Source organism: Oceanobacter antarcticus, from assembly GCF_044962685.1.
GTDB classification, from domain to species: Bacteria; Pseudomonadota; Gammaproteobacteria; order Pseudomonadales; family Oceanobacteraceae; genus Oceanobacter; species Oceanobacter antarcticus.
The window spans coordinates 16,824-36,487 of record NZ_JBBKTX010000029.1; the positions used below are offsets into that span (position 1 = coordinate 16,824).

15 protein-coding genes are annotated in these 19,664 nt (G+C 55.5%); 9 read left to right on the top strand and 6 right to left on the bottom strand.

All coding sequences use genetic code 11. From position 1 onward, the window contains the following. The first annotated feature begins 123 nt into the window (after positions 1-123). Complete coding sequence (locus tag WG929_RS18400; RefSeq protein WP_369854758.1) at positions 124-1,131, top strand: phosphotransferase enzyme family protein; 1,008 nt, start codon at positions 124-126, stop codon at positions 1,129-1,131. Continuing rightward, on the top strand, positions 1,128-2,456 hold the full coding sequence (locus tag WG929_RS18405; RefSeq protein WP_416207239.1) for an aspartate aminotransferase family protein: 1,329 nt from the start codon (positions 1,128-1,130) through the stop codon (positions 2,454-2,456). The genes WG929_RS18400 and WG929_RS18405 overlap by 4 nt, the downstream gene beginning before the upstream one ends. Before the next feature lie 26 nt (positions 2,457-2,482). Here the strand turns inward: WG929_RS18405 and WG929_RS18410 are convergent, their stop codons facing one another. The 4 genes from WG929_RS18410 to WG929_RS18425 all read right to left on the bottom strand — a co-directional run bounded on the left by WG929_RS18410 (position 2,483) and on the right by WG929_RS18425 (position 5,526). Continuing rightward, a complete protein-coding gene (locus tag WG929_RS18410) occupies positions 2,483-3,247 on the bottom strand; it encodes a DeoR/GlpR family DNA-binding transcription regulator (RefSeq protein ID WP_369854760.1) in 765 nt (254 codons plus the stop codon). Between the two features lie 115 nt (positions 3,248-3,362). Then, positions 3,363-4,100: an oxygen-insensitive NADPH nitroreductase gene (gene nfsA / locus WG929_RS18415; RefSeq protein ID WP_416207240.1), complete on the bottom strand. Its 738-nt coding sequence runs from the start codon at positions 4,098-4,100 to the stop codon at positions 3,363-3,365. Between the two features lie 196 nt (positions 4,101-4,296). Beyond that, positions 4,297-4,881, bottom strand: a complete 585-nt coding sequence (locus WG929_RS18420) for a D-Ala-D-Ala carboxypeptidase family metallohydrolase (RefSeq protein WP_416207241.1) — start codon at positions 4,879-4,881, stop codon at positions 4,297-4,299. A 12-nt stretch (positions 4,882-4,893) separates the two neighbouring features. After that, positions 4,894-5,526, bottom strand: coding sequence for a hypothetical protein (locus WG929_RS18425; RefSeq protein ID WP_416207242.1), 633 nt, complete (start codon positions 5,524-5,526; stop codon positions 4,894-4,896). Between the two features lie 224 nt (positions 5,527-5,750). Between WG929_RS18425 and WG929_RS18430 the strand changes: the two genes are divergently transcribed. Beyond that, complete coding sequence (locus WG929_RS18430) at positions 5,751-5,897, top strand: hypothetical protein (protein WP_416204887.1); 147 nt, start codon at positions 5,751-5,753, stop codon at positions 5,895-5,897. 125 nt (positions 5,898-6,022) lie between these two features. Here WG929_RS18430 and WG929_RS18435 read toward each other — a convergent pair whose 3' ends face one another. Continuing rightward, on the bottom strand, positions 6,023-10,858 hold the full coding sequence (locus WG929_RS18435) for an NAD-glutamate dehydrogenase (RefSeq protein ID WP_416207243.1): 4,836 nt from the start codon (positions 10,856-10,858) through the stop codon (positions 6,023-6,025). Positions 10,859-11,080: 222 nt separating this feature from the next. On the opposite strand from WG929_RS18435, the gene WG929_RS18440 reads away from it, so the two are divergent. Genes WG929_RS18440 through WG929_RS18465 form a run of 6 tightly spaced genes read left to right on the top strand, consistent with a single transcriptional unit; the run spans position 11,081 to position 18,768 of the window. Beyond that, entirely contained in the window at positions 11,081-12,040 is a 960-nt protein-coding gene (locus WG929_RS18440) for an AAA family ATPase (RefSeq protein WP_416207244.1), read from the top strand. A 13-nt stretch (positions 12,041-12,053) separates the two neighbouring features. Beyond that, positions 12,054-13,073 (top strand): DUF58 domain-containing protein, encoded by a 1,020-nt coding sequence (locus tag WG929_RS18445; RefSeq protein ID WP_369854766.1) that lies wholly within the window; start codon positions 12,054-12,056, stop codon positions 13,071-13,073. Position 13,074: 1 nt separating this feature from the next. After that, positions 13,075-13,725 carry a DUF4381 domain-containing protein gene (locus WG929_RS18450; RefSeq protein WP_416207245.1) on the top strand — a complete coding sequence of 217 codons (651 nt, stop codon included), beginning with the start codon at positions 13,075-13,077 and terminating at the stop codon, positions 13,723-13,725. Then, positions 13,722-14,786 carry a vWA domain-containing protein gene (locus WG929_RS18455; protein ID WP_416207246.1) on the top strand — a complete coding sequence of 355 codons (1,065 nt, stop codon included), beginning with the start codon at positions 13,722-13,724 and terminating at the stop codon, positions 14,784-14,786. The genes WG929_RS18450 and WG929_RS18455 overlap by 4 nt, the downstream gene beginning before the upstream one ends. Further along, positions 14,786-16,924 carry a VWA domain-containing protein gene (locus tag WG929_RS18460; protein WP_416207247.1) on the top strand — a complete coding sequence of 713 codons (2,139 nt, stop codon included), beginning with the start codon at positions 14,786-14,788 and terminating at the stop codon, positions 16,922-16,924. Before WG929_RS18455 ends, WG929_RS18460 begins: the two co-directional genes overlap by 1 nt. After that, positions 16,918-18,768, top strand: coding sequence for a BatD family protein (locus WG929_RS18465; protein WP_416207248.1), 1,851 nt, complete (start codon positions 16,918-16,920; stop codon positions 18,766-18,768). Before WG929_RS18460 ends, WG929_RS18465 begins: the two co-directional genes overlap by 7 nt. Here the strand turns inward: WG929_RS18465 and WG929_RS18470 are convergent. Continuing rightward, complete coding sequence (locus tag WG929_RS18470) at positions 18,756-19,550, bottom strand: transglycosylase SLT domain-containing protein (protein ID WP_416207249.1); 795 nt, start codon at positions 19,548-19,550, stop codon at positions 18,756-18,758. The genes WG929_RS18465 and WG929_RS18470 overlap by 13 nt on opposite strands. Positions 19,551-19,664: the final 114 nt, after the last annotated feature.

The following is a 19,664-nucleotide window of genomic DNA, read 5'->3' on the forward strand; positions in this document are numbered from 1 at the left end:
TAGTTGGTTGATCACATCATTACGATATATTTTTGCTCTTGCAACATTTTAATTTGCAAGACAAAGATTTTATCGTTCTAATAACCGCATTCGTTGACAATCATCCGCAGCAGAGATCACACCATGACAGGTATTTACGACGACGATTTTGTCTACCGGCTACAACAGGGCGTGTCACAACTGGCTCCTCGCTGGGGTGCAGGAACGGATGTCAGCGTGCGTCTGCTCACCTTGTCTGAAAATGCGACTTTCCTGCTGGAACAACCCGGTAAAGACCCGCTGGTTATTCGGGTACATCGTCCGGACTACCATTCGCGAGCCGAGATTGAATCCGAGCTCAGCTGGATTCAGGCGCTGCGTGCCAGTCATGTTGTAACCACACCGGCATTGATACCACTGGACGACGGCTCACTGATCGCCAGTTTCGACGATCAGGGCCAAACCCGTTACGTTGTTGCCTTTGCCTTTATGCCGGGCAAGGAGCCGGATGCCGACGCCAATCTGATTCCCGGTTTTGAACTGCTCGGAGCCACGTCAGCCCGCCTGCACCAGCAAGCCAGCACATGGCCATTACCAACCGGGTTTAGCCGCAAAACCTGGAATTTCGACAGTGCCTTCGGTTCTCAGCCGCTCTGGGGCGACTGGCGTGCAGCACCGGGCCTGAGCGCACCAGACCAGAGCCTTCTGCAACGACTGTGTGATCAACTGCAACAACGGCTGGCACACTATGGTGCCAGCGCCGACCGCTTCGGCCTGGTACATGCCGACTTGCGTCTGGCCAACCTGCTGGTCAACAACGACCAACTGGCGGTGATTGATTTTGATGACTGCGGCTTCAGCTGGTTTATGTACGACTTTGCCGCCGCTATCTCCTTTTATGAAACGTCGCCACTGGTGCCCGACTTGCAACAAGCCTGGCTGCGCGGTTACCGCTCCGTGCGACCATTAGCGGACGAGCATATCCAGATGATCCCGGATTTTATTCTGTTCCGTCGTCTGCTACTGACTGCCTGGGTCGCCAGCCACCCGGAGACCGCAACGGCAGCTGCCGCCGGACACGAGACCTACACCGCCGGGACGGTCGAGCTGGCCAGACAATGGTTACGGCAGCAACAGGAAGATACACAATGAACCAGACCGATACCGCAGTGCGCCCCATTCTGGACATGAACGCCTTTGATGCCACACAGGCCTCCTCCAATCACCAGGTAAGCCGTCGACTGAACAATCTCGGCGCAGCCTCCGTGCTATTTTACCGCCAGCCAATCGAGATGGTCACAGCACAAGGCTGCTGGATGACTGCCGCCGATGGCAGCCGTTATCTCGACTTTTACAACAACGTGCCCAGTGTCGGCCACTGTCATCCAAAGGTGATCGAAGCGGTGACAGAGCAAATGTCCCGGCTGAACACTAACACTCGTTACCTGGTGGCCGTCGTCGACGATTACCTCGACGCCCTCAAGGCCAAGCTGCCTGACGCTCTAGCCAACGTCGTAATGACCTGCTCCGGCAGCGAAGCCAACGACCTCGCCATGCGCATTGCCCGCAAGGTCAGCGGCGGCACTGGCTTTATCGTTACTGAGGCCGCTTACCACGGTAATACCGCACTGGTCACCGAGGTATCTCCCTCCGCCTTCAGGCATGCTTCCCTGCCGGATCATGTGGTCGCCATTCCAGCACCGTCGGCTCTGGTTTACGGCAACGACATTGCCACAGGCTTTGCCAACGCCGTACGTGCAGCGGTTAAAACGCTGGCCCAACGCGGGCATCGACCCGCCGCTTTGCTGGTCGATTCCATTTTCTCCTCCGATGGCGTCTTTGCCCAACCTGCCGGATTTCTGCAAGCCGCTGTCGATACCATCCATCAAGCGGGTGGTCTTTATATTGCGGATGAAGTCCAACCGGGATTCGGCCGTCTGGGTGACGCTTTCTGGGGCTTTGATTATCATGGCGTCCAGCCGGATCTGGTCACCATGGGCAAGCCGATGGGCAACGGCTTTCCGATGGCTGCCATGGCTTCCCGACCGGAGTACCTGGCGGCGTTTTGTGAAGACACTGGCTACTTCAACACCTTTGGTGGCAACCCGGTGGCCGCCGCCGCCGGTCTTGCAGTGCTGAAAGTACTGGAACAGCAAGGCTTGCAACACAACGCGCGCGATACCGGATACTGGCTACAGCAACAGCTGAACCAACTTGCTGCTGAGCATCACCGCATAACGGATGTTAGAGGTAGTGGACTGTTTATTGGTGTGGATCTGGGTGCTGAAGATGACCCGACCCGACCCGACCCGGTATATACGGTGCAGATCATTAACCGCATGAGGGATGCCGGGGTACTGATCGGTGCCGCAGGCAAACACGCGGCAACGCTGAAAGTTCGTCCTCCGCTATGCCTGACACGCAACGAAGCACAACAGTTCGTCGATGCCCTGTCAGCCGCCTTGACCACCGACTGACATTATCATCGGCTGGTGGCTTGTATTTACCCTGCCAGCTGAATATCAACACCACCGCTTGCCAGCGCCTGACCTAACGGGCCCTGGGGAGCGATGTCGGTCACCAGCACATCGATATCCTGCCACTGCGAAAAACGCGCTGTCGCCATCCGATCAAACTTGGAGTGATCCGCCACAATCATATGACGGCTGCTCTGTCGCAGCATGCAGGCATACACTTCGGCTGCATCCATTAACGCATCCGTTGGCCCCGCCGGAGAAATGCCGCTGGCCCCCAGAATCGCCCAATCCACACTGTAGTCCGATAAAAACCTCAGGGTCTGGGCACCGTGAACCGCCCCTTCCCCGGCATGATACACACCAGGTGCCAAGACCACCTCGATCGTCGGATTCAGCGACAACGCCGTGGCCACCCCAAAAGAATGGGTAACCACGGTGATATTGTTCATTTCAAAGGCTATACGCTTGGCCACCTGAACCGTCGTTGCCCCCGATCCCATCATCAGTATGCGCGCGCCTTTCAGCAATGGCGCTGCCGCCTTGCCGATCATCGCCCGCTCTTCGACATTAGCCTTGTGGCGCTCCGACAACACTGGCTCGGCAGGCTGACGTAACAGCGCACCGCCGTAAGTCCGGTTGATCAGCTGTTGTGCCGCCAGCTCCTCCAGATCACGGCGGATGGTCTCGGTAGTGACCCCCAAGGCATCCGACAACTCACTGACCCGCATCGATGGATTCACCGACAGCTGATCAATAATGGCTTTATGGCGTGTGGTTTTCTTGCGAGACATGGCGGCGTTCCGTAATTCAGACGGGGCAGGAAGGGTGATTCCAGACAATCAGGCCGCCAGCATGCCATACCCCACACCGCTTGCAACCCGTAACCCAGTCCGTCACAACCCGCGTTTACTTCATTTCAAAGCCTTTGGAAAACAGGAAATCTTTCATATGAGGGCGCAATTTGTGACTGAACATCGGCCGCAATTGCTGCGACCAGTTGGTTTCCTTGTTATTGCCAGTGCGTTGCTGATAGTAGGACTGCATAGTCTGATCAAAAGCCGCAACCTGGGCCTCATCCTCACTGCCATTGTAATAATCCTGCTTCAGGATGGTCTCCAGTGGCAAACGCGGTTTCACCTCCGGCTGCTGATCGGGATACCCCAAACACAAACCAAATACCGGGTAGACATGCTCAGGCAACCTCAATAACGCGCTGACGTCTGCCGGGTTATTACGCAAACCACCGATATAACAGATCCCCAAGCCGACCGACTCTGCAGCCACCACCAGATTCTGGGCAATCAGAGCGGCATCTATGGTTGCCACCAGCAACTGCTCCGTCATCCCCGTCACAATCTCTGCTCCAGCGCGTTCTGCCGCTTCGAACGAGCGTTTCATATCGGCACAAAACACCAGAAACTCGGCACAACCGGCAACATAAGGCTGACCGCCAGACAAGGCCACCAACTGCTCACGGTTGCCCTGATCTACCACCCGAATAATCGAGTAAGCCTGCACATGGTTGGAGGTTGCTGCACACTGTCCAGCCGCCACCAGCGTATGCAGTAACTCGTCGGTAATCGGTTGATGGGTAAACTTGCGAATGGAACGGTGAGACTTGAGCAAATCGATAACCGTGTTCATACAACCTCGTGCAGTTCATGAATTTGAACGTAGTTGAACAAATAAAATTACCATTTGCCAATGCCATTAGCTGACGTATGACGGCCCCCCATAGATACCACCCTCGTGACTACTGAACCGGGCCTATCACGCCTTTCCAATTCATACATATTGGCAATTCACAGCGGCCCTCCCTCCCGAAGCGTTGGAGCGCTACCTAGCACCCTAACGCCAATGCCTGTTCCAGGGTGATCAGTTCAGTACTGTCCCGGTTAATTCTGAGAATTTGCCGCCGATTGTGTGACTGGCTGGCGCTGATGTGCACCCAGGCCGGTTGCCCATCGTCGCCGTATTCATGAATCAGTTGGTCTATATCCAGTTCGTGCAAATACATCACCGCTGTCGCAAACAGGTAGAAGTTGGCGGAAGCATCAGCCCGGATCGAGCGGCCAATGCGATCCCGCACCTTGTGTTCGATGATTCGCCGATAACGGGTATGACGGCTGGACTCCAGTATCTGTGAGGACAGGGCAACGTCGGCCGCCTGACCGACGACATGCTGGCTGGTTGATTTGCTGCCAATATGGCTGTTCAACAGCTCACAGCGATAACCGCTGTTGATGCTCATCGGGGTATCCAGCAAGGTACGTAATGGTTCCAGACTGGAGGTGACCAGGTAACCGAGGTTACTCACTACTTGATCGCTGGGAGCGTTTTGTCTTGCCAGCATCTCGCCGCCTTCCCGCTCAGCGGTTTGGGACACCAGAAACTCGTGCAAAGAAAAATGCTTGCTTAATTGCATGGTGCCACCCTCCTAGCGCTTGATGTACTTGCGGACACGGGACGGCAATGCCCGGTCAAGTTCGGCGGCGGTGAAATCCTGTTCGGTGTTTTCTGCCAGTTCAAGCTCAACACCGGCCTGAATAGCCATCTGCCGGGTCTGCTGGCGTGCCACTTCCATTTCTGCGCTGGCCTGTTGTTTGCGTTCAGAGACCTTGCCGTTGGAGTATTCGGTAATTGCATGCTGCACCGCCCGACCACCAAACCAGAAGCCAAACACGTATTCAAAAATCGTCCACAGCTGATCTGGTATTTTGTCCAGATTCACCCCAACACGATCCGCCGCTCCCGCTGAAAACATCAGCAAGGTAATAATGACCACCGCCCATACGGTGATAAAGGGCCGAATCGCCCCGCGCATAAACTGCACCAGCGGGTGAACGTTATCGCCGCTGCCTTCATACGCCAGCACAAATTCACGAAACTCGCGATCCGGTCGACCTGCCTGATCCAGCAGATACTTGTTCATCTCCAGTTTCCACTGCTCTTTCTGGGCTTCAAACTCGGCTTTGGTGATTTCTTTTTTATCCGCTGATTCTTTCCATCGAACAATGCTGTCGATGCCTTTGCTGACCAGGTCGGACAATATCGGGATAGGGAACGACATAACACTCTCCTTGTTTTATTAACGTCAATCCTGCCAGCGATAATCCATGACCCGTTAAGGGGATGACGCTGCAGGGCATTCGAAACTCGTCGCGACAACAAGATTAAAAGCTTGCGCGCTGCGGAACAAGTCTGCGCTGGCTACCCGAGCATGCGACAGGGGACATCTATTTAATCCTGCACGGCTCTGCGCGAGTGTTGCCGTTGTTCAGGGCAAGGCGGCGAATGCAGCGAAATGACGCGTCCTTTTCAAATTCGTCAACACCGCACTGGACGGCGGCAACCCGCGCCCTGCGGGGGCTGCCGGATGATCTCGACTCTGTGTCGCCGACGTTTGACTTGACCCGTCAGGCCTGCAAGTCGGCTTCGTGATTCGACACCATCCGGCAGCCCAGAGTGAGCACCGGATTAAATAGATGTCCCCGACAGCATAGCCGCCATAAAAAACGACGCCCAAGTGTCTGGCGCCGTTGTAAAGGGATCCGTCCTGCTGCGGGTTATTCAGCAGACGAACAGTTGGGCTGGTAGCGGCTGACCTGGGCCAGGTCGAGCAGTTCGCGCAGGGCGACGGCAATCATGGAGAATTCCAGTGCATCGGCGCTTTTTAGCTCCGTCAGCATACTTTGCCAGCGACCCACCATGATGGTCTGCTCTTCTTGCCAGCGTTGCAGTGCCGTCTCCATGGTCTCGTCTGCGGTTTTGCTGGCCAGTATGCCAACGGTGAGTGATCGCTGCTGCCAGTCGAGGTCGTCACGCAGGCTTTCTCTGGCGAGGGCTTCCCAGTGGCTGTTGGTGGGCAAGGTGTTGATTTGCTGCCCTACCCAGTTGAGCGACAGTTGTTCGCCAACATCGAAGTAGGCCGCTGCCACTTCAGCAAAGGGTCGGCCAGTTTCGGTAGCAGCTTCAATGATGCCGAGTGCGGAGTACAGGTTGACGGCACCGACGGTATAGCTGGCAAGGCCTTGCGGCACCCCCTGATCAATCCGGGCCTGGTAGCTACGCTGCCAGCGCTCCAGTGACGAGCCACGCAGGATATCGCCGAGATTGGCGGCGATGTCTTCAACCGCCGGGCCAAAACGCGCTACTTCATTGCTGATCTCGATTGCCGAGCGGCGGTTACGCAGGAACCAGCGGGTGGCTCGCCGTACCAGCCGCATCAGTTCCGACATCATGTCTTCCTGGATATCGGTGCCAATCTGATAATCGAGTTCGTTAATTTGTAACCAATGTTTTTCCAGCGCAAAAATGCCTCTGGCGGCGACGTAGGCGCGGGCAATATCAGCAATACTGGCACCGGTGGATTTATGCAGCCGATGCATAAAGGTGATGCCCATGTAGTTGACCATGTCATTGGCCAGCTGGGTGGCGATAATCTCCTGACGCAAACGATGCTGCCCCAGTTGCTCACCAAAACGTTCATCCAGTGCCTGCGGAAACGCCGTTTTAAGGATGTCGGCGACATACGGATCCGCATGAATTTCCGGGCAATTGAGCTGTTCTTTCAGATCAGCCTTGGTGTAGGAGATCAGCACTGACAGTTCCGGCAGGGTCAGCCCGGAGCCTGAGTTTTTGCGTTCGTTGAGTAACTCGTCGTCGGGGAGAAACTCCAGCGAGCGGTTGAGTTTGCCCTGGCTTTCATAGGCTTTCATCAGGCGGCTGTACTCGTCAAGGCGCGTCATGCAGTCCTTGTAAGCCAGTGAAATGGCCTGGGTCTGACGATAATTGTTACCCAGCACCAGCTGGGCGACCTCGTCGGTCAACCCCATAAAGATGGCATTACGCTGCTTGCGGGTGAGGTCGCCGTTGTCGAGTACCTCGTTGAGCATAATCTTGATATTCACTTCGTGGTCGGAGCAGTCCACACCACCGGCATTATCAATAAAGTCGGTGTAACCGGCACCACCATGTTCGGCAAACTCGATCCGGCCCAACTGGGTCACACCAAGGTTGCCACCTTCGCCGATCACCTTGGCCCGGACTTCATTACCGTTGATTCTCAGACTGTCGTTGGCCTTGTCGCCGACTTCTGAGTGTCGTTCGCTACTGGCTTTGATATAGGTGCCGATGCCGCCGTTCCAGATCAGGTCAACCGGTGCCTTGAGAATGACACTGATCAGATCATTAGGGGCCATACGATCCTGGGTAATGCCGAAGCACTGTTTCATTGGCAATGAAATGGCAATGCTTTTGGCGGAGCGCAAAAAGACACCACCACCCTTTGAAATCAGCTTGCTGTTGTAATCCGACCAGGATGAACGTGGCAACTCAAACAGACGTTTGCGTTCAGCAAAGCTGCTGACAGTATCCGGTGTCGGGTCGATAAAAATATGCAGGTGGTTAAACGCGGCAATCAGACCGATATGTTCCGACTGCAACATGCCGTTACCAAACACATCACCGGCCATATCGCCAATACCCACGACGGTAAAGTCCTTCTCTTGCACGTTGTGGCCACGTTCGCGGAAGTGCCGTTGTACCGAAACCCAGGCACCACGGGCGGTGATGCCCATTTTCTTGTGGTCGTAACCAATGGAACCGCCGGATGCAAACGCATCCCCCATCCAGAAGCCTCGGCTGACTGCAATTTCGTTGGCAATGTCGGAGAAAGTAGCGGTGCCCTTGTCAGCTGCCACCACCAGATACGGATCATCGCCGTCGTGGCGCACGACGTGTTCTGGCGGGTAAGCCTTGCCTTCGACCAGGTTGTCGGTGACATCCAGCAATGCGCTGACAAAGGTTTTGTAGCAGTTGATGCCTTCAGCAATAAAAGCATCCCGACCACCGTCCTTGGGTAACTGCTTGGCCACAAAACCACCTTTGGCCCCCACTGGAACGATAACGGCGTTTTTGACCTGCTGCGCCTTGACCAGCCCCAGCACTTCGGTACGGAAGTCATCAATACGGTCAGACCAACGCAAGCCGCCTCGGGCAACCTTGCCACCACGCAGGTGGACACCTTCAATCCTGGGTGAGTAGACAAAGATTTCGAACATCGGCCTTGGCAACGGCATTTCGCTGATCAGCGCGGGATTCATCTTCAGTGCAATATAGGGTTTTACCAGCCCGTCATCACCCTGTTGAAAAAAGTTGGTGCGCAGGGTCGCCTTGATCAGTTCGCAATAACGCCGGATGGTGCGGTCTTCGTTGAGCTGACGCACATCGTCCAGGCTATCGAGTATCTGCTGTTCAAGGCTGGCAGTATCCGCTTGACGTTGCTCCTCACTGCTGTTGTCCAGGCCAAAGCGGGTATGAAAGAGTTTCACCAGTAACGTACTGACAGGAATATAACTGCACAGGGTCTCGGCAATATAGGACTCGGAGATACCAAAACGAATCTGTTTCATATAGCGGGCATAAGCGCGCAGCAGGGCAATATCTTTCCAGCCCAGCTGGCCACCCAGAACCAGACGATTAAAGGCATCGTTCTCGGAACGGCCTTCCCAGGTGGCCCGAAAAGAGTCCTGAAACAGGGCTTTGACATCGGTAATACTGATGCTGTCAGACAGCGTGTATTGCAGCAAGAAGTTATGAATCCATACCACTTCACCACTCTGGCAGACAATCTCATACGGGTGTTCTCCCAGCACCCGCAAACCGAGGTTTTCCAGCACTGGAATCACGTCAGACAGCGGCAGAATAGAACCACGATGGAACAGTTTGAAGCGCAGGTGATCATTGTCTTCTTCCAGCTCGCGATAAAAACTCATCGCCAGCTGGCCTTGCTCCTGCTTCAGCAAGGATTCCATATGTTGAATGTCGGCGACGGCAGTTCGAGCGCCAAAGCTTTCCCGATACCCGGCCGGAAAGGCGCTGCGATAATCGTGGAATTGGCGGTTGCCCAGTTCTTCACCGACCTGTTCAATCAGGGCATCGTGCAAATCATCCGGCCAGGAACGCACCACCTGGCGGATTTTCTGCGCCACCATGACTTCGTCGAAGCTGTTGTCGCGATCCGGGTCAAGGCGCAAGGTATACTGCGCACGCGCCAGCACCGATTCGGAAAAATAGGTGGTGGATTCGATATCCAGCGGTTCGAACTCAAGCCGCAATACCCCTTCAATACGCTGGCGTAACTCGGTGTTGTAAATATCACGCGGTACATACACCAGACAGGAGACAAACTTGCTGTAGGTATCGCGACGCAGATAAACCCGAGTCTGACGCCGCTCCTGGATATTCAAAATACTGATGGCGGTTTTATAGAGCTGCTCGACCGACGACTGAAACAGCTCATCACGCGGGTACACTTCCAGAATCCGGTTCAGTTCCTTACCGTTATGACTGACCGGATTAAAATTGGCCTGATCCCGTACCTGTGCCAGTTTGTTACGTACAATCGGGATGTTATTGGGGGTTTCGATATACACCATTGAGGTATACAGACCCATAAAACGCACACCACCGATTACCTCGCCAGCATCGTTGTAGCGCTTGACCACAACATAGTCCGGGTAGGCCGGACGGTGTACCCGGCTGCGGACACCGGATTTCATAAAACTCACCGGGCTGGTGCCGGTGATAAAATCGTGAATATCGGCAGGCAGATCCTGTAATTTCAAGCGTGTACGGTCGGCCTTTTTATGGAACCGGAATGTACCCAGATCCTGTTCGCCGTCACGCACGACAAATTCGTTATCCCCTTCCCGCTCAAAGTGAAACTCATCCGAAGCCAGGAAGGTAAAATGATTCCCCCCCAGCCAGCGCATAAAGGCCAGAGCTTCTGCTATTCCTTCCACCTGAACAGTCGCCAGATGCTGGCTGACCTCGTCGGCACGACGGGTAATGGCAGTAAAATCTTCCACACAACAACGCACCTCTTCCAGCACCGAATGCAGCGACTCGGTCAATTGCTGCAACACGTCCTTGTCGGAGTGATGATCGAACTCAATATAAATAATCGCTTCCGGCAACTTGCCCTTGCCCGGTTTACGCCAGTCTGTTTCGGCTTGCAGATGACCATCACGGTCGCGGGTCGCGTGCAGAACACAGTACTGGATGGCATGTAAAGACATCTGACGGGCGTTCAGCTGCATTCGCACCGAATCCACCAGAAATGGAACGTCCTCGCACACCACTTCAACGACGGTGTGTAACGACTGCCAGCCATGGTTTTCATGATCCGGATTAAATACCCGTACCTTCACCTCGTGGGGGTGGCGCTGCTGGATAAAATGCCAGCTCGACAGCGTGGCTCCATACACATCCGCTACCGGGCGGGCGAGCAATTCATCAACGGGAGCATTAGCGTAATAGGTGTCCGCAAAACGGCGCAAGATGTTGGCTTGAGCGGGGGTATTGCGGTCAGTAATGATGTTGTGCAGAGCAGTAAGCATGATAGGCGTCCGATCAAATCGACATGTTTATTCAAGAGTAGCAGTGCTGGCGGTTATTTTCGTGACACGCTGACAAGTTACCACACCATGCCGGAATCAATTCTCCAACGAAAGCTTGAACTTAGTTCATCCGCCCCCATCTGAGCGTCAGTCCAGCCCACTATCGCCGGTGGCAGATGGCTGCTCCGATGGCTTAAAAATGTAACATGACAGGAACATTCCATGACCCAGCAAGAAGGATTTCAACGTCTTCGTACCGCCTTGCAAAGCCGGATTATTGGCCAGCCTCATCTGGTTGATCGTTTACTGATCGCACTGCTCAGCGACGGACACCTGTTAGTTGAAGGCGCTCCCGGGCTGGCCAAAACCAAGGCCATCAATGCGTTGTCCCAGAACATGGAAGGCGATTTCAAACGTATCCAGTTTACCCCCGACTTGCTGCCAGGGGACATCACCGGCACTGAAATCTATCGCCCCGAACACCACAATTTTGAATTCCAGCCCGGGCCGGTTTTCCACAACCTGATTCTGGCGGATGAGATTAACCGGGCACCGGCCAAGGTGCAGAGCGCCTTGCTGGAAGCCATGGCCGAACGTCAGGTGACGGTTGCCGGTGTCACCCGACCCTTACCGCCCCTGTTTCTGGTAATGGCGACCCAAAACCCGATTGAGCAAGAAGGCACCTATCCACTGCCCGAAGCCCAGCTCGACCGCTTTACCATGCATGTCCGTATTGATTACCCTGATGCCGATGCCGAATTAAAAATTCTGCGACTGGCCCGTGGCGAAGCCATCGACAGCACAGCAGAACCGCTGAAAATGCTGACCCAAAAAGATATTTTTGCTGCCCGCCAGCAGGCCCTGGCGTTGCATATGAGCGAAGCAGTAGAGCAGTACATTGTGCAGCTGATTATGGCAAGCCGGGATCCGGGCCGTTATAACACCGACCTGGCCAACTGGATCGAATACGGCGCCAGCCCCCGTGGCACCATTGCACTGGAGCGCTGTGCCCGTAGCCACGCCTGGCTATCCGGTCGTGATTACGTCAGCCCGGACGATGTACAAGCAGTCGTACACGATGTACTGCGTCATCGCCTGCTGCTGAGTTTTGAAGCAGAAGCCAGCGGTAAAACAACCGATCAGGTGATAGACACTCTGCTGTCGCTGGTTCCGGTGCTCTGACAGGCGACCACTCATGAGCTACCCAACCGACCAGACCCTGAACCTGTTCCATCATGGCAGTCAGTTTGATCCTGCACGGCTGACCCGTCTCAGTCAGCTAGCCCGGCGCGTGCCATTACGCAAACAGAAACGGGTACTCAGCACCCGGGCAGGCAACCACTTGTCCAGCGTCAGAGGGCGCGGTCTGGACTATGCTGAAAATCGCCAGTATTTGCCCGGTGATGATATTCGGTCGATGGATTGGCGCGTGACTGCCCGTACCGGCAGCCCTCATATCAAGGTCTACCAGGAAGAAAAAGAACGCCCCGTACTGTTGGTGACCGATTTACGCGCCAGCATGAATTTTGGCAGCCGCCGGACACTCAAGCAGCTATTGGCCGCCGATCTCACCGCATTGCTGGGCTGGGCCACCATTGCCGAAGGCAATCGCCTTGGGGCATTGATATTTAATGACGACCAGGAGCTGGATCTACGTCCGAAGCCTGGCAACAAGCAACAGCTGCAGGTCATTAATGGCCTGGCCACCCTTTACGACAAGCGACCTCCGGGGAGCCGGGAACCAGCGTTGTCAGCCGCATCTTCGCTAACGGCCAGGCAAGACCGTCCGGCCAACAGGCCCTCGTCACAACAGCGCATGACCGACATTTGTCTGCATCTGCGCCGCATCGCCAAACCGGGAACCAGCATCTACTTTATCAGCGACTGGCACGGCATGAATGCCGACGCCGAAGCCCAGCTGTTTGACCTCAGTCGCCACTGCGATCTGACCGCGATGCAGATATACGATCCGCTCGAAGCCCGCTTGCCTGCCAACGGCTGGCTGACGCTCAGCGATGGCCAGCGGCGCGATCTGATCAACAGTTCATCGCAGCAGCAGCAACACGACCATCAGCACCGGTTTGAGCAGCAACAACAACGCTTGCAACAGCACATGATGCGGTTGCGTATGCCACTGCTGACCATTTCAACCGCCGATGATCCGTTACGGGCCTTGCTCTCCGGGCTTGGCCTGACCACGGCAACAGGAGGATAAAATGGCCACCCATCCCGTCCCACACCCTGCCACTGCCGCACCGGCACAACTGCCACTGGCGGATATACATTTACCCGACCCGGTGTCTGGCTGGCCCGCTCTCGGTTGGTGGCTGCTGGGTGTTGCCGTGCTGATGGCGCTGGCTGCGGCATGTTATGTTGGTTATTTGCGCCTCTGGCTGCCCTGGCAACAACGGCGGCAAACCCGCGCCTATTGCCAGTCCTTACAAACCCGTTTGCAACAAGCCAGAACAGAATGGCTGCAGCAGCGCCAGACCGACCGTTATCTACTGACTCTGCAAGCGACGTTGAAACTCTGGTGTCAACGCTACGCCCCGCAAGCAACAACCCTGCACGGCGACGACTGGCTGGCATTTTTGCAGCGCTGCTATCCCAACCACGATTTTGATGACAATAGCCGTCGGTTGCTGCAACACGGGCACTACGCACTGCTGGCGGATATCGACGATCAACAGCTGGAAACCTTGCATCAAAGCATGCTCAATTGGCTGGTCGAAGCCACTGTCATACCCACTACACCCACTACACCCACTACACCCACTACACCCACTACACCCACTACACCAGTAATGCCATCATCCAACTCCGTCACAACGGCACACGTCATTCAGCAACAGGAACCACAATCATGAGCTGGTTCTCACTGACCGCTTTGACGTCACTGCAGTGGTACTGGCCCTGGGCCTTGCTATTGCTGCCATTACCATTACTGGTGCGGCGGTTATTACCCGCCATCAAACCGGAACAATCAGCGCTACGAGTCAGCCAGCTGGATGACTGGACTGGCCAAACGGCCACTGATTCCCGTACCCGTACGGGCTGGTGGAAGATGCTGGCCATCAGTCTGATCTGGTGTTTACTGATCATTGCACTGGCACGACCCTACCAGCTGGGAGAAGCAGTCTCCTTACCGACCAGTGGCCGGGATCTGCTGCTGGCAGTGGATATTTCCGGCAGCATGCAACGGCCGGATATGGTAATTGATGGCCACCAGGTCGATCGTCTAACGGCCGTTAAAAATGTCGTCAATCGTTTTATCGACCAGCGTCAGGGCGACCGTCTGGGGCTGATTCTGTTTGGCTCCAATGCCTATATCCAGACCCCCTTAACCTTTGATCGGGAAACCGTGCGCAAATACCTGCTTGAAGCCCAGATTGGGCTGGCAGGTGACCAAACGGCGATCGGTGATGCCATTGGTCTGGGGATCAAACGCTTGCTCAGCCATCCCGCGAATAGCCGAGTGATGGTGCTGTTAACCGATGGTGCCAATACCGCTGGAGAAATCGAGCCACTCAAGGCGGCAGAACTGGCCGCCGAGAACCAGGTACGTATTTACACCATCGCATTGGGGGCCGACTCTATGATAGTACCGGGCCTGTTTGGCAATCGTCGGGTCAACCCCTCACAAGACCTTGACGAGCCGACACTCACCACTATTGCGCAAAAAACTGGCGGTTCCTTCTTTCGTGCTCGTAATATCGATGAGCTGAACCAGATTTATGGCCTGATCGACCAGCTCGAACCCACCGAGAAAGATCCGGAAATTTTCCGCCCACAGCACAGTCTGTATGATCAGCCACTGGGGCTGGCGCTGGTGTTATCACTGTTACTGGCACTTGCCCGGATAGTGGATTTCACCTGGCTACACAATGCCATTCGTCGTTCAGGCTCACGAGGTAAACAGCAGTTGTGATGGATTCTGACGTAATGACCGCCTTTCATTTTATTCGCCCCGAGTGGCTCTGGCTGCTATTGCCAGCCGCGCTGTTATTGTGGCAAGCCAGCCGCCGCCGACTGTCATCGCAGCAGTGGCAAACCCTGATGGATCCACAATTGTTGGACTATATGGTCGAGCAGCAACCGGCCCGGGGACGACGTCCGGGACTGATCTGGCTGGCGTTGGGCTGGCTGCTGGCGACGCTGGCTGTGGCCGGGCCAACGTGGGAGAAACTGCCTCAGCCGGTGTACAAGAATCAGCAGGTGCTGGTGATACTGCTGGATATGTCGTATTCCATGGCCGCCCAGGACATCACACCCTCCCGCGCGGAACGGGCACTACAAAAGATCACCGATATTCTCAACACCCGCCGGGATGGCCAGACCGCACTGATCACTTATGCCGGTGATGCCCATACCGTTACCCCGGTGACCAACGACACTGGCACCATCGCCAATCTGCTGCCCGCCTTGTCGCCGTTTATTATGCCCAGCCCCGGCAGCCGCCCCGACCGCGCCATCGAACTGGCCCAGCAGCTGGTGCAGGACAGCGGTTATAACCACGCCGACCTGTTACTGATTACCGATGGTATCCAGTCGAAAGATGTCAACCGCATCAACCAGATACTGGATCAGAACCGCTTCCACCTCGGAGTGCTTGCAGTTGGCAGCCAGCAAGGCGCACCGATCCCGTTACCCACTGGCGGTTTCCTTCAGGACGGTGATGGCACGATTGTCTTGCCCGGCCTCGATACCCGCCCACTGAACCAACTGCAACAACAACTCGGGGTACCCTGGCATGCCATGACCTTGCTGGATGACGACTGGCAAGCGGTTGTACCGAGGACACCCGACGCGGTTGCTCCCAACTCAGCCACATCCCCAGAGTCAGCCGACAGCGCTGACGCCAGCCGCAGCGACCAGCAGCCGCAGTTTGATCTCTGGCAAGACGAAGGTTTCTGGCTACTGTTGTTGTTGCTACCACTGGCGTTGGCAGGATTTCGCCGTGGTGTTCTGGCCAGTTGGTGGCTGCTGCTGTTACTGCCGTTCGGCTTGTTATCGGCACCTCCCGGCTATGCCGATAGTACCGCTGATATCCCGACCGCCAGCGCTACCACCGCAGCCACCAGCACGGGCCTGCAATGGCAAGATTTATGGTCAACGCCGGATCAACAGGGTGCCGAATTACTGCAAACCGACCCTGCCGCTGCCGCCAGCAAATTTGAAGACCCGGGCTGGCGTGGCACGGCGGCTTATCGTGCCGGAGACTATCAGGCAGCAGCCGACGCCTTCGCCAGTGACAGCAGTGCCACTGGCCACTACAACCAGGGTAATGCCTTGGCACAGCAAGGCCGCTATGAAGATGCATTGGCCGCCTACGATAAAGCACTGCAGCAACAACCGGAGATGGAGGATGCGCGTAAAAACCGCGATCTGGTCGAGCAAGCACTGAAGCAGCAACAGCAAAACCAACAGCAAAACCAACAGCAAAACCAACAGCAGAATCAGCAACAGAATCAGCAACAGAATCAGCAACAGAATCAGCAACAGAATCAGCAACAGAATCAGCAACAGAATCCATCGGATCCATCAAAAGACGATGCGTCAGCACCGTCCGGTGGGCAAAATCAGTCTGGCGACAAGCAACAGCCGCCATCCTCCGCTGATGGCAAGCAAGGTCAGCACCCGAGTCAGGATCAGCAACCTGATAATCAACAACAGGGTCAGCAACAACAGGGCCAACAACAAAACCCACAACAAAACCCACAACAGGGACAAGAGTCAGAGCAATCCGCGTCAGAGCAACCGGATCAACCACAGCAAGATGCCAGCAACAACCAGCAGGCCAAAGATGGCGATCAATCCGACTCGCAAAGCGGCAAAGATTCAGCATCCGTGTCCGACGATGCCGCCGATGGCACTCAAACCCCGCAACGCGCACTTGGTGATATTCCCACCGATAGCCTCCAGCACCTGAGTCCAGAAGAACAAGCCAGCCTGCGCCAATGGCTCAACCGGGTTCCCGACCAGCCGGGCAAGCTGCTGCAGCGCAAGTTTTTATACCAGTATTCCCAGCAATCGAAAGATCAGCCGCCAGAGGACGTTTTATGGTAATTCAGCGAGGATTCCGGCTGCAGATCCGGTTCGGTTCAACTTTCCAATACCAGACCCCGCCGCTATTCAAAACCCCGGCACAGCCGCTACGCGCAGTACTGTTATTACTGGCACTGATGCTGATCAGCCCGCGCTTGCTGGCTGACAGCTTTACCGCCAGCGTTGACCGCAGTCGTTTAGCGGAACAGGAAACCCTGCAATTGACCTTGAGCCATGACCCGCAAATCATTATTGGTTCACCGGATCTGACGGCCATCAAACAGGATTTCGATATTGTGCAAGGGCCAAACCGCATGAACAGCATGCGCTCGGTTAATGGCGACAGTAGCTCACGCACCGAATGGACCATGACACTGGTGCCCAAACGCACGGGCACACTGACTATTCCGGCAATTGAATTCAAGGGCGAACGCAGCCAGCCACTCACTATCCGGGTTGATCCGTTATCCAGCAGCATCAAGGAACAGGACGACAAATACGCCTTTTTTGATATCCAGCTGGATCAACAATCAGAGCACTATGTACAGGGACAAATTCTCTACACCGAGAAACTCTACTACCGGGTGAACCATCGCGATGCCAATCTCAGCGACCTTGATGTTGAAGACGCCCGCGTCGACATGCTCGGCGAGCCCAAACAATACACCAGTATGCTCAACGGCGAACGGGTCGGCGTTTATGAGCGGCGTTACGTTATTTACCCGGAAAAAGCCGGCAAGCTGGTGATACCCGGTCAACGCTTCCAGGCCGTCGGCATTGTGCAAAACAGCGGCGATCCCTGGGGTGGTAAACGCACCATGATTTCCGCCGTCACGCGGCCGCTCGAACTGGAGATTCTGCCGATTCCTGCCACCTACCCTACTGCTCCCTGGCTACCCGCGCATCAGCTCAGCCTGACAGAACAGTTCAGTGCCGACCCGGAGCAATGGCAGGTTGGAGAACCGATTACGCGGACGCTGATTATTAATACAGAAGGGATGTCGGCCAGTCAGATCGTCTTGCCGGATTTGCCGCAACCCACCGGCCTGAAGCAGTATCCAGATCAGTCGGAGTACCATGATGACGTCAGTGACAACGGCATCAGCGGCCAGTTTCAACAAGCCGTAGCCATGGTGCCCACCGTGGCTGGCAAGGTAATCCTGCCCGCAGTGCGCATTCCATGGTGGAACACCCAAAGTAATCAACTGCAATACGCTACCCTGCCAGCACGCACGCTGACAGTCTTACCGAATCCGGCTCATACCAGCACTAACCCGCCACCCGGTGGCAGCACGCTTGCAGCTGCCGGGATCAACCACCCGCAGACGACATCCGCTCAAGCCCAGTCAAGCCAATCAGCAGCGAACAGCACGGATGGCATGGCGGCCAGCCATCGGGAAAGTATTCATGGTATCAATACAACAGGGCTGATTGGCTGGATTCTCGCGCTGATTCTGCTGTGTACCAACCTGCTGACGCTGTACTGGTGGAGGCGCCGTAATCATCGACCGTCAGCACCGACCAGCGGTCATACAGCTGGCGGTCTGGGCAGCTGGTCCAGTCTGACAACCGCATGTAACCAGGGTAACACCCGTGCAATCCGTACCGCCCTGTTGGCCTGGCTCCACCACGAGATGGCAGATACCCGGATACAGCGGCTCGATCAACTGGCAGAACACGCCCATGATCCGCAGCTGGCGACACTACTGCAACAGCTGGATGCCAGCCTTTACGCCTCCGTAGCGGATAACGCGAGGTTCGATGGCAAACAGTTGCATACCCGACTGGATAATTGGCGCAAGCAACAGGGTATGCAGGGAAAAGCGCCTGATCACGGCCTGAACGACAGCCTTTATCCAGCCTGAGACCATAACACCCGCGCTGCGATGGCTTGCTGAGCGGGAGACAAGGGGACTGAAAAAGGGGCTTGCCCAAACAGGCCACGCCAGAACCAGCCGTCGTCCAGCGAGTCGCGGCATTGTTGCAACTGACTGGTGTAACGACGGGCGCGCTGGTCAACCTTGCGGGCGATATCCAATAACCATTTTTTATGCTGATAGCTGCCTTTCAGGTAACCACCAGCGCCTTCGTGATAAGCCAGATACAGGCGATAGGCATCGTTGGGGCGAATATGCGCACGCTTGACACTGTTGAGGTTGTACCAGCCAACAAAGTCGACGGCGTCTTCAAAATCATCCCGATCGGCACTCCAGCGGCCGGTTTTTTGCTGGTATTCACGCCAGGTGGTATCCAGAGCCTGGGCATAACCATAGGCCGTGGATGGCCGACCACCTGGAATAATCCAGAAGTACCATTTGCGCGGTGGACGGTTATCGCCGATGAAGCGGGACTCCTGATGAATAAACGCCATGGTGACCGGAATGGGAATGCCATAATGATCTTCCACTGCTTTTGATGCGGAATACCAGTCGTACTGTTCATCAAAGATGGCACAGACGTCGTTGATATTTTTTGGCTGTGGTGTGGAGCAGGCGGAAAGCAACGCCGCGAGTAACACCGGCAGTAAAAACGCGTTGATGCGTTTACCAACACGACCCGTCATGGCCAACTTGTGTCTGAGTACTGCTTGCGATGTCTGTGGTGCTTGTATTCGTTTTTGTATGAATGCATATCCTGGTCGCTTCACATCCCTGCCTCCTGTTAACCAATATCAGCGTCCCCGTATTCACTGTCTTAACCATCATTGACGCAAGCAGACATCATTCACATCTTTCGGCCCCGAGGAACCTCCTACCATGTC